Below are 11984 nucleotides of genomic sequence, written 5' to 3' on the forward strand. Positions count from 1 at the left end.
AAAAGGTTCTGCCTGTCTTAGATGAACGTGAACAGAAGATTTTACAATATACATTTATTGAAAATCGTAGTCAAAAAGAAACGGGGGAACTTCTAGATATCTCGCAAATGCATGTATCGCGCATTCAACGTCAAGCGATTAAAAAATTACGAGATGCACTGCAAAACGAGGAAGTGGACTGAATGGCAGGGGCAGCTGAGAAAAAGATAGATATTTTCACTTTCCAACGCGCAAAATTATTGCAACAATATTGTGGCGATATTTTTTATATTTATGAAAACGACAATCAATTTTTATGTGTATTAGCTGATGGATTAGGCAGCGGACACGAAGCACATTTAGCCGCAAAAGCCGTTATTGATACAGTGAAAAAAGAGCCAGAAGAAGATTTGGTTTTACTGATGGAACATTGTAATCAAGCTATTTCCGGATTACGAGGTGCAGCTGTTGCTATCATACGTGCTGATTTTGACACCAAAAAATTATCATATGTAGGACTCGGAAATATTCGCTTTTACATGGTAGATAATCATGCAAAATTAAGTTTCCCACTCTCCACAACGGGTTTTTTATCAGGAAAACGGCAACATTTTAAACAAAAAGTATTGGAATTTAAGCCTGGATCAAAATTTTTGATTCATTCTGACGGACTCGTTTTAAAAAAGGTTAAAAATTATTTAACTTCTTCATTATGTGTGGTTAAAACAGGGCATACAATCGAGCGTTTAATTCCTGATATACCAATGGATGATGTTACTTTTGTAATCGGAAAATTTCCAGAATAAAGAGATAAACTGTCATTTTTAAATGGCAGTTTTTTATGTTTACTGATACACTAGAAAAGAAGAACGTAGAGGAGGATACATAACATGGAAAAGTCTATTTTGCCATTTATTTATAAAAATTTAACGTATAAACCCGCACAAATTGATGCTGTAATTAGTTTGTTAGAAGAAGGAAATACGGTTCCATTTATTGCCCGTTATCGAAAAGAGAAAACAGGTAGCCTCGATGAAGTGGAAATCCGCGATATTGAAGAAACCTATCACTACATCACAAAACTAGAGGCCAGAAAAGAAGAGGTCATTCGCCTTATTGACGAACAAGGAAAGCTGACAGACGAGCTCCGTAAACAAATTATGGGAACCGATAAACAGCAAAGCCTAGAAGATATATACCGTCCTTTCAAGCAAAAAAAGCGGACCAAAGCGACCATCGCAAAAGAACAAGGTTTGGAGCCGCTAGCGATTCAATTGCTTACATTTGCTGATTTTGACCCAGTAAAAGAAGCGGAAACGTATATTTCCACTGAAAATAATATCCAAACTGCTGAGGAGGCCTTACTTGGCGCTCATGAAATTATTGCAGAACAAGTAAGTGATGTGGCAGAATATCGAAAATGGATTCGTGATTTCACGCGTAAATTTGGAATGATTACATCCACCAAAAAAAATGATGCGGAAGACGAAAAAGCCGTATATGAAATGTACTATGACTACCAAGAAATGATTGCAAAAATGCAAAATCACCGTGTGCTTGCGTTTAATCGCGGGGAAAAAGAAGGTATTTTGCGCGTCGCCGTACAAGTTGACACGACTAAAATCCATTCTTTTTTAGAAGAAAAAATGTTACCTAAAAAAGAGAATGCTGCCGTACAACTCGTGCGCGCTGCCATTTTAGACGCCTACAAGCGCTTTATTGGCCCGGCCATTGAACGCGAAATCCGCGCTGAATTAAGTGAAGTCGCTGAAGACCATGCGATTGATATTTTTTCTCAAAATTTAAGAAAACTTTTATTACAGCCACCCCTAAAAGGGAAAATTGTTCTTGGTGTTGACCCCGCCTTCCGGACGGGTTGTAAATTAGCCGTTTTAGATCCGACGGGTAAAGTACTTGAAATAGGTGTGATATATCCTCATACTGCAAAAGCCCGCCGTCCAGAAGCAAAGGAAAAAATTCAAGACTTATTAAACAGGTACGGGATTGAAATCATTGCGATTGGTAATGGAACAGCGTCTCGTGAAACGGAACAATTTATTGTAGAAGTGATTAAGGAATCGGGCAGCAATGCTTTTTATACCATTGTAAATGAAGCAGGGGCAAGCGTATATTCTGCAAGCGAAATTGCGCGTGAGGAATTTCCAACTTATCAAGTAGAAGAACGAAGCGCGGTTTCGATTGGGAGACGGCTTCAGGATCCGCTAGCCGAACTTGTAAAAATTGACCCTAAATCAGTTGGCGTTGGGCAGTACCAACATGATGTTGCTCAGAAAAAACTAAACGAAACACTGCGTTTTGTTGTGGAAACAGCAGTTAACCAGGTGGGCGTGAATGTCAATACGGCATCTGCCTCTTTATTACAATATGTAGCGGGGTTAAATAAGACGGTTGCTGGGAACATCCGAAAATATCGGGAGGAAAATGGACCTTTTGCTTCCCGCGCTGAACTCAAAAAAGTACCGCGTTTAGGGGCTAAATCTTATGAACAAAGTATTGGTTTTATGCGAATTTTAGAAGGCAAAAACGCGCTTGATAAAACGGACCATTCACCCAGAGAGCTATGCGGCGGCGAGGCGAAAGCGCTGAATTGGGAAAATGGATTATCGTTTACAAGATATTGGTTCACAGGCGCTTAAAGAGTCCCTCCAAGACTTAAACATTAAAGAAACAGCGGAAGAACTTGAAATTGGGGTTTTGACGCTACAAGATATTATTCAAAACTTAATTGCCCCAGGACGTGACTTGCGCGACGCACTTGAAGCGCCTATGTTAAAGCAAGATGTTATCAAAATGGAAGATTTAAAAGCTGGGATGGAACTCCAAGGAACCGTTCGAAATGTAGTGGATTTTGGGGCATTTGTTGATATTGGCGTAAAACAAGATGGTCTTGTGCATATTTCTAAATTAAGTCGTACATTTGTGAAAAATCCGATGAATGTGGTTTCTGTAGGGGATATTGTTACCGTTTGGGTGGAAGATGTGGATTTAAAGAAAAATCGAATTGCCCTTTCAATGGTCGGACCAGCTGGGGCATAAAATGGAGCAAGCAGAACTACAAAGCTGGATGGAAGAAGTATCGCTTCGCTATTTTGATAAGCCTTTTAAACATCAGGCGCGATTTAATTCAAGATTACGGACAACGGGCGGGCGCTACTTACTCCGCTCACATGACATTGAAATGAATCCTAAATATTTAAGCCACTACGGAAAAGAATATTTTACAGGGATAATGAAGCATGAACTTTGCCATTATCATCTGCACTTAGAAAATAAAGGCTATATGCACCGTGACCAAGATTTCAGGGCGCTTTTAAAGGCTGTTCGTGCCCCGAGATTTTGCAAAGCGATTGAAGCAGACATTCCAAAACATGCGTATGTTTGTGAAAAATGTGGTCAAGAATTTCTTAGAAAAAGGAAGTTTAACGTGAGTCGGTATGCGTGCGGTAAATGTGGCGGAAAGTTGCGCTATATTTCGAATGGAACGGCCTGAAGCAAGTGAATTTTCACTTGCTTTTTTGCATAAAGCTGATTATAATTAAGTTTGTTACGTTTTATTCCACAGTAGCTCAGTTGGTAGAGCAATCGGCTGTTAACCGATCGGTCGCAGGTTCGAGTCCTGCCTGTGGAGTTATGGAGAAATACTCAAGTGGCTGAAGAGGCGCCCCTGCTAAGGGTGTAGGTCGCTCGCGCGGCGCGAGGGTTCAAATCCCTCTTTCTCCGCCATACATGTCTAGCACAAGCTTTATCTCTTCGGTAAGGCTTTTTTTATTGCTTTTAAACGTCAGGCTTTATTTCATCTGTTGCGATAAGGGGCAATTACTGATAAACTAAATAAAGTCTGATAAACAGGATTTTTATGAAAAAGAAGGTGAAAAGAAAATGGTGAAACCAGTTGTAGCAATCGTTGGTCGCCCGAATGTCGGAAAATCGACCATTTTTAATCGTATTGTCGGTGAACGTGTGTCGATTGTGGAAGATGTTCCTGGGGTGACACGTGACCGAATTTATAATTCAGCAGAGTGGCTCGGTAAAGAATTTAATATTATTGATACTGGTGGTATCGAAATAGGCGACGAGCCATTTTTAGATCAAATCCGCGCGCAAGCTGAAATTGCGATTGACGAAGCGGATGTCATTATTTTTATTGCAAATGGCCGTGAAGGTGTAACAGATGCGGATGAACAAGTAGCTAAAATTTTATATCGCTCAAAGAAACCGGTAGTTTTAGCCATCAATAAAGTTGACAATCCTGAAATGCGTGATCAAGTCTATGATTTTTATTCACTTGGATTTGGCGAACCCTATCCGATTTCTGGTTCGCACGGGCTAGGCCTCGGAGATTTACTTGATGAAGTTCGAACACATTTTCCAGCTGAAGAAGAGGATGACTATGATGATGATGTGATTAAGTTCTCCTTAATCGGTCGCCCGAATGTTGGGAAATCTTCTCTTATTAATGCGATGTTAGGCGAGGACCGCGTTATCGTCTCCAATATTGCAGGCACAACACGCGACGCCATCGATACAAGTTACACATACGAAGACCAAGAGTACGTTATGATCGATACGGCCGGTATGCGTAAAAAAGGTAAAGTTTACGAAAACACTGAAAAATATAGCGTTTTACGTGCCATGCGCGCCATCGAGCGCTCTGATGTCGTCCTTGTCGTTTTAAATGCCGAAGAAGGTATTCGCGAGCAAGATAAACGAATTGCCGGGTATGCTCACGATGCAGGCCGAGCGATTATCATCGTCGTAAATAAATGGGATGCCATCCAGAAAGATGAAAAAACCATGAAGGCCTTTACGGAAGATATTCGCGAACAGTTCGTATTTTTAACCTACGCACCCATCGTCTTTGTATCAGCGTTAACGAAAAAACGTTTAACGAATTTATTCCCACTTATTAATCAAGTGAGTGATAACCATTCCCTTCGCGTCCAGTCGAGTATGCTAAATGATGTAATTAGTGATGCTGTAGCTATGAATCCTGCGCCAATGGATAAAGGAAAACGACTTAAAATTTTCTATACTACCCAGGTGGCTGTTAAACCGCCCACTTTTGTTGTGTTTGTCAATGAGCCCGAATTAATGCACTTTTCATATGAACGTTTCTTAGAAAACCGAATTCGTGAGGCCTTCCCGTATGAAGGAACACCAATTCGCGTGATACCACGTAAGCGCAAATAGAAATGGAGGAGTTTACTTTGACTAAAAAACAGATTGCAGTTTTAGGTGCGGGAAGCTGGGGGACTGCTCTTGCCATGGTTTTAGCCGATAATGGGGAAGATGTTTTGATCTGGGGGAATCATCAGGCGATTACGGATGAAATTAATCAATCGCATAAAAATGCGCATTATTTACCAGAAATAGAGCTCCCTAAATCCATTTCAGCAACGCTTTCGCTAGAAGAAGCTATTTCTAAAGCCGAAATGGTTGTGATTGCGATTCCTACAAGTGCGATGCGAACGGTATGTAAACAACTAAATGAGACTTTAACCGGAGAACCTAAACTCCTTGTTCATGTAAGTAAAGGAATTGAACCAGAAACCAATTTACGAATGTCCGAAGTCATTGCTAGCGAAATTGATTCTGCTAAGCGAACCGGAATCGTTGTACTATCTGGTCCGAGTCACGCAGAAGAAGTTGCTCTTCGTCATCCGACAACTCTTTGTGCAAGCAGTAAAGACTTAGCGCTCGCGGAAAAAGTTCAGGATGTATTTATTAATAACAATTTACGCGTTTATACGAATGAAGATGTAGTCGGTGCAGAAATTGGTGGAGCGCTTAAAAATATTATCGCGCTTGGTGCCGGAATTTCAGATGGCCTAGGTTACGGCGATAATGCCAAAGCGGCTTTAATGACACGCGGAATGGCTGAAATTACTCGCCTAGGCGTTGCGGCTGGCTCAGATCCACAAACCTTTTATGGTTTAACCGGAATTGGTGATTTAATCGTTACCTGTACAAGTGTTCATTCACGTAACTGGCGCGCTGGAAACATGCTCGGCAAAGGCAAAAGTCTAGACGAAGTTTTAGAAAGCATGGGCATGGTCGTGGAAGGCGTTAGAACAGCCAAAGCCGTAAACGGATGGGCAGAAAAACTTAACATTGATATGCCGATTTCTAAAGCTATCTATGAAGTTTTATTTGCTGGTAAAGATCCAGGTGAAGCCGTTGATATGCTAATGGGACGTAAGAAAAAAGTAGAAAAAGAAAAATTTTAAAAGAAGTCGACTCTTAAAAAAGGGTCGGCTTTTATGTTAAAATAAGTCCAAAAGGAGCGGTGACAATGAAAGTAACAAGCACAGAAAAAGGATATCAAATCTCATTTGAGGAAAAAGTAGAAAACGGCTCGATTTTATTCGTCGACACGCAACCCGCGAAAACAAGCCAGAGCACCCAAATTGCCACTTTAAATTCTAAAGAACAAGACATTCAGTATATCACTGATAAAAAAGCTCGCCTATATTTCATTTTAGAGAAACCAAACGGGGAACAAATCGTTTCAGCTGAGCGCATTTTAAATTTTGAAGGCACATTTAATTTCCGCGATATGGGAGGATACATAAATAAACACGGAAGACAAGTTAAGTGGGGCCGGTTATACCGCTCTGGCGACTTGTCAGCCTTAACGGAAGCAGATAAACATCAAATAGAACAATTAGGTATAAAATGGATTTGTGATTTAAGGAGCACAGCTGAAGTGGCTACAAATAAAGCGCCTGAAATTGCACAAATTCCAAATCTCAACATCCCAATTGGTACAGCTAAAAATGAACCAGCGGAAAAACAAAAATTAGATTTACCTACGGATAAAACCATTTATGAGCCGCTAATGGGAGAAAGTTATAAAGTTTTTGCTGGCTCACTTGAAAGTTATCACGAAATTTTTGAAGAAATTTTAAAACAAGAAACCCCGTTTTTATTCCACTGTACAGCAGGAAAAGACCGCACAGGCGTTTTAGGTGCCCTTTTATTAAAATTATTAGATGTATCTGAAAAAGATATTTTGAATGATTATTTGCTCACCAATCAATTTACAGATGACATTTTAGATGAAATGATCCATTTAGTTGAAATTTTAACCCAAAATAAATTATCTATCCAAAAAGATGCGCTTCGTCCGATGGCAGAAGCTAAAACGAGTTATCTTGAAATTGCCTTTAAAGAAATGGAAAAAAATTATGGGTCTGTAGATCAGTTTATGGAAGACGGAATAGGCATTACAAGCGAAATGAAAGCGCGTTTACAAAATATGCTTTTATATTGAAATAGGCGAAGAAACCTAGATTTTTCAGGTAACAGACACATTTTTTGTTTATTTTTATATGAAAAAAGAACTATTTTCACTGTAAACGATGGTTTCACTTGCTATTATAGGACTTCCAAGTTAGTATTATGTGTAACAGATTGATACTATCACGTTTCCGGCATAGGACGATATGTTTGAAATGTTAAGAAATCGTGTCAGTTTGGCATAAACCCTTGCAGTTGCGAGGATTATGTGATAATCTTTTATCAGAATTACTGCAAAGGCTTGCATTTAAGCCGTTTCGGTCTTAATTCTTCAAAGATTTTTCTTGAGCCTTAAAGTAATTTTGGGAAAAGGAACGTCCAAGTAATAATTAAGACCTGATTATTTTGGATTATTCTTTTGAGGGAGGTGAAACAAAAATGGCAAATAAAACAGATTTAGTAAACAGTGTAGCTGAAAAAGCTGAACTTTCTAAAAAAGACGCTGCGAAAGCTGTAGAAGCATTATTTGAAACTATTCAAGAAAACCTTTCTAAAGGTGAAAAAGTTCAATTAATTGGTTTCGGTAACTTCGAAGTTCGTGAACGTGCTGCTCGTAAAGGACGTAACCCACGTACTAAAGAAGAAATCGACATCCCAGCAAGTAAAGTACCAGCATTTAAACCTGGTAAAGCGCTTAAAGATGCAGTGAAATAATCTACATATAACTTTAAGCTAACAACTCCCCACTCGCGTATGCGGGTGGGTGTTTTATTGCGCCTCTTATCGCGGAGCGATTAGAGGCGCAATATAAGACCGAGCGGAGCGAGGTGTTAATCCGAAAGAGCCGTTTATCGCGGAGCGATTAGAGGCGCAATATAAGACCGAGCAGAGCGAGGTGTTAATCCGAAAGAGCCGTTTATCGCGGAGCGATTAGAGGCGCAATATAAGACCGAGCAGAGCGAGGTGTTAATCCGAAAGAGCCATTAGAGGCGCAATAAATTTAGCAAGTAAATTCAAAACCCTCCATTTCTTCAAACTAGTAACCCCCCCACAAACCATTCTATCCCCATAACTCAGACTTAAGACCGATAAATAATACTTTCCTAGACGTTGGAAAATAACCGTTAGGTAAGTTATTATTATTGTACAAGCAAAAATTTTCAGTGAACTCATCTTGACGTTACATAGAAATTAGAAAGGAGATTTTTAAAAAAAATAATTGTAAATGAATCTTAATTAAGGTATGGTTAGAGTATAGTTGCTTTACATGACCTTGGTAAAGGAAGGTGACACAAATGACACATAACTTTTCAGAAGATGAAATCGTATACGGAGATTCTTGGGGACTTGTGCATCGTGGTGTTTTAGAAGATAAAGAAATTGAAAGAATGAAAGCGCTACGAGATAAAGTTTATGGGAAAAATGGCATTGCTGTTACGACACTAAAGCCAATTGGGCGAGTCGAAATAGAAGGCAAAGTATATGAGGCACGACTTGAAAATGGTTATTTGGATGTCCGAACAAAAATAACAGTTGTCGGAATTGATTTTGGCTATTTGCTTGTAGAAGAATTGAAAATGGAGGCGAAGTAGATGTTATATGCAGGACCAATTATTATTACCGTTTTAGTCATTATTGTTTTAATTATTTTCTTTACACTAGTTCCCGTTGGACTTTGGATCAGTGCAATTTCAGCTCGAGTACCTGTAGGACTAGGAACATTAATCGGAATGCGCTTACGTCGCGTTGTGCCGTCTCGTGTAGTTAAACCACTTATTAAAGCGGTTAAAGCTGGTTTAGAATTAGAAGTAAATCAATTAGAAAGTCACTATTTAGCTGGTGGTGATGTTGATAATACCGTTGATGCCCTAATTGCCGCACATCGCGCTAATATTGAACTGGACTTTAGTCGTGCAGCAGCGATTGATTTAGCTGGTCGTGATGTGTTAGAAGCTGTTCAAACTTCCGTTACACCAAAAGTTATTCGCACACCTGAATTTACTGGTGTTGCACAAAACGGGGTTGAAGTAAAAGTTATTACACAAATTACCGTACAATCGAATATTGAACGTATTGTCGGTGGTGCTGGTGAGGATACAGTTATTGCTCGTGTCGGTGAAGCAGTTGTATCCACTGTCGGTGAAACACGTGAACATACAGATGTTTTAGAAAATCCAAATAGTATTTCAAAAAAAGTACAAGAACAAGGTCTTGGCGATGGAACTGCGTATACCATCTTATCAATTGATATTGCAGAGATGCGAATCGGTGATAATATTAAAGCTAAACTTGATATTGAAAAAGCCAACGCTGATATGGAAGTAGCACAAGCCGCGGCATCGAAACGTAAAGCGGAAGCGATTGCGCTCGAACAAGAAAATCGTGCAGCCGTTGTGGCAGCAGAAGCAGAAGTTCCAAGAGCCATTGCAAGTGCTTTTGAGGCAGGAAAACTGGGTGTTATGGATTACTATAAGATGGAAAACGTACAAGCGGATACAAGTATGCGCGAAACAATTGCAGGCGACGACAAACCAATTGGCCAATAAGAAAGTAGGTGCCGAATATGTCTTTTGATCCAATGGATTTCTTAAGCGATTTTGCTGGCTTTTTACCGTTTATTATCATGATTGGTGGAGTTTTACTTGCGAAACGTGCTAAAAGAGAAGCGGATAATAAACAGAAGTCTGGCCGCCCGAAAGCGCCTCAAAGCAAGATGATGCAGGCCATGAATGAGGCAAGAAGCGAATACCGTGAAGTGATGAAAACTCATTCCAAATCGCAACAAAAAACGGCTGCTAAACCTAAACCAAAAGTTACAAGTGGAACCTATACAAGTGCACGTGAAGCGCAGACCACTAAAGTAGATGTAGCGGCTAAAAGGCAGGCTGACCGTGCGAAGAAACAAATGGAACGCGATTCGAATTTGCTGGATATTAATGTGACAAGAAGTGAATTTGAGAAGCGCCGTAGACAAAGTCAAAAATTTGGAAACATGAATTTAAAGCAAGCGATGATTGTGAAAGAAGTTTTAGACAAACCAGTTTCTCTTCGGAATCATTCATCTTGAAAATTCACTTCAAAACATGTATAGTAAACGGTAGATGTATAAGAAAATCCCGTTAAGGGGAGTAGCAGTCATAATTATGTCGTCAATACGGATTTTTTCCCGGCATAGTTAGCAATTTTGAAATTGTTTGCAAGACCTTACGTTTATTTCGTAAGGTCTTTTTATACGCAAAAGAAGGAGGAAAAGTGTGAAAAAATTAGTTTCAGTAGTACTCGCGGCCACTCTTATTTTTACACCAATAGGAGGTACGGTCATTAACACAATCGTTCCCGTAGAATCAAAATACACACAAGTGAAGGAGGCGGATGCAAGGGGATATCGTTCGCCTGTCCGGTCATTTAAATCTAATAATAATGGTATCAATCGCTCTAATGTGAATCGTTCGCAAACGAATACAGGGGCAGCAAACACCGGTAAACGCGGTTTCTTTAGCGGCGGTGGCCTAATGGGCGGCTTAATGATGGGTGGAATCGCGGGCTTACTATTCGGCGGTCTTCTCTCTAATATGGGCGCATTGGGCAATATTTTTGGGCTCATGATAAACATTTTAGCAATTATCTTGATTATTCGTTTAGTGATGATGCTATTTACTAATCGAAAAAAGAATCAACAACCTGTTGTGGCATCTAATCGCGGGGCTATTACGGAGGCGCGAACAGAGACGATTGAAGCTGCAACAACTTCCCGCGAAGAAATATTAGATGAAGGTAATATTTCGAACGCAGTCATTGCTTTTTTCACGCATGAAAAGGGCTTAACGCTTGATGATGTTCAGGTCGCTTTAACTTATGATGAAAAAATTGGGTTTGGCGCTGATGTTATTCAAAATGACCGCATTATTCAGCAATTAGATCATTTTTCACTTGTCCAAGCTATTCGCTATTGGGCTGAACATTTTGCGAGAATGGATCCAAATATCGGTTTGAAATTGGAGTATTCCGAGCAAGACGGTATTTATGCTGTTATAACAGAATAACTCGAGACAGCTAGGCGTAATGCTTAGCTGTTTTTTGACAGTTTGAAAAATAAGGCGTATAATTATTCTTACTTTATTAGTCGGAATTAGGAGGTTTTAAGTGTGCATTTAAAAAAAGTGGGAGAAAAAATTGAATTACAACACGAAACAGGGAACTGGCCTTTAATTAAAGAAGAAGGTTTTTCACCTGTTCAAATAACAGTGGCTGCTGTAGCGGCATGTAGCGCCTATGTTTATGCAAAGTTACTGGATAAAAAACGTATACCTTATGAAGATTTAGATGTGGATGTGAGCTACGAGCAAGACTTAGAGCAGGCGGTTCATGTGATTAAAAAAATCGATGTGAACTTCCAAGTGAAAGTAGCGAAAGAATATCAGGAAAAGGCTGAAAAAGCCGTTCATCTTGTCAAAAATGGTTGCCCGGTTGCTAGAAGTATGCATCCAGATATTCAAATTACGGAACATGTCACATTTCTTTAAAAAAGTAGGCGCTCGCCTACTTTTTTATTTTTCTGCCTCGAGTTAATTTTCAAACTATAAGGTGATGCGAGTCTTAGTAGCTAAAACAAAAGTCCTTCCCTTTATGAAAACGCATACATTAAAAATAGGTAAAAAGTTTTTGTTTTGAATATAAAGTATGAATTTCGTCTCAAATAATCCAAAAACTTTTACAGCGCTTTCAAAATTCGTATAATAAGGTTA

General features: G+C 39.5%; 12 protein-coding genes, 2 tRNA genes and 1 pseudogene. All 15 read left to right on the plus strand.

All coding sequences use genetic code 11. The features are described from left to right. Positions 1-182 (plus strand): sigma-70 family RNA polymerase sigma factor (locus LFLEISCH_RS00735; protein WP_007471997.1); only part of this gene is annotated, 182 nt, incomplete at its 5' end. Further along, entirely contained in the window at positions 183-785 is a 603-nt protein-coding gene (locus LFLEISCH_RS00740) for a PP2C family serine/threonine-protein phosphatase (protein WP_007472000.1), read from the plus strand. A gap of 84 nt (positions 786-869) precedes the next feature. Continuing rightward, positions 870-3036 (plus strand): annotated as a pseudogene (locus LFLEISCH_RS00745) (Tex family protein). A 1-nt stretch (position 3037) separates the two neighbouring features. Next, positions 3038-3490 carry a SprT family protein gene (locus LFLEISCH_RS00750; RefSeq protein WP_007472005.1) on the plus strand — a complete coding sequence of 151 codons (453 nt, stop codon included), beginning with the start codon at positions 3038-3040 and terminating at the stop codon, positions 3488-3490. Between the two features lie 65 nt (positions 3491-3555). Then, positions 3556-3628: transfer RNA gene (locus LFLEISCH_RS00755), tRNA-Asn, on the plus strand. Positions 3629-3632: 4 nt separating this feature from the next. Further along, positions 3633-3723, plus strand: a tRNA-Ser gene (locus LFLEISCH_RS00760). A gap of 156 nt (positions 3724-3879) precedes the next feature. Next, positions 3880-5190 (plus strand): ribosome biogenesis GTPase Der, encoded by a 1311-nt coding sequence (der, locus tag LFLEISCH_RS00765; RefSeq protein ID WP_007472008.1) that lies wholly within the window; start codon positions 3880-3882, stop codon positions 5188-5190. A gap of 17 nt (positions 5191-5207) precedes the next feature. Then, positions 5208-6227 (plus strand): NAD(P)H-dependent glycerol-3-phosphate dehydrogenase, encoded by a 1020-nt coding sequence (locus tag LFLEISCH_RS00770; protein WP_007472010.1) that lies wholly within the window; start codon positions 5208-5210, stop codon positions 6225-6227. A gap of 65 nt (positions 6228-6292) precedes the next feature. Further along, the gene (locus LFLEISCH_RS00775; RefSeq protein WP_007472013.1) at positions 6293-7273 is read left to right on the plus strand and encodes a tyrosine-protein phosphatase; all 981 of its coding nucleotides are present in this window, start codon (positions 6293-6295) and stop codon (positions 7271-7273) included. Between the two features lie 404 nt (positions 7274-7677). Further along, complete coding sequence (locus LFLEISCH_RS00780) at positions 7678-7953, plus strand: HU family DNA-binding protein (protein WP_007472015.1); 276 nt, start codon at positions 7678-7680, stop codon at positions 7951-7953. Between the two features lie 581 nt (positions 7954-8534). Continuing rightward, positions 8535-8831, plus strand: coding sequence for an NfeD family protein (locus LFLEISCH_RS00785; RefSeq protein ID WP_007472018.1), 297 nt, complete (start codon positions 8535-8537; stop codon positions 8829-8831). Next, positions 8832-9785, plus strand: coding sequence for a flotillin-like protein FloA (gene floA / locus LFLEISCH_RS00790; protein ID WP_007472020.1), 954 nt, complete (start codon positions 8832-8834; stop codon positions 9783-9785). A 17-nt stretch (positions 9786-9802) separates the two neighbouring features. Then, entirely contained in the window at positions 9803-10306 is a 504-nt protein-coding gene (locus LFLEISCH_RS00795; RefSeq protein ID WP_007472022.1) for a hypothetical protein, read from the plus strand. 187 nt (positions 10307-10493) lie between these two features. Further along, positions 10494-11282 carry a DUF2653 family protein gene (locus LFLEISCH_RS00800; RefSeq protein ID WP_007472024.1) on the plus strand — a complete coding sequence of 263 codons (789 nt, stop codon included), beginning with the start codon at positions 10494-10496 and terminating at the stop codon, positions 11280-11282. Between the two features lie 102 nt (positions 11283-11384). Further along, complete coding sequence (locus tag LFLEISCH_RS00805) at positions 11385-11762, plus strand: OsmC family protein (RefSeq protein ID WP_007472026.1); 378 nt, start codon at positions 11385-11387, stop codon at positions 11760-11762. The last annotated feature ends 222 nt before the right edge of the window (positions 11763-11984 follow it).

The sequence above is a fragment of the Listeria fleischmannii subsp. fleischmannii LU2006-1 genome, from assembly GCF_000344175.1.
GTDB lineage: Bacteria > Bacillota > Bacilli > Lactobacillales > Listeriaceae > Listeria > Listeria fleischmannii.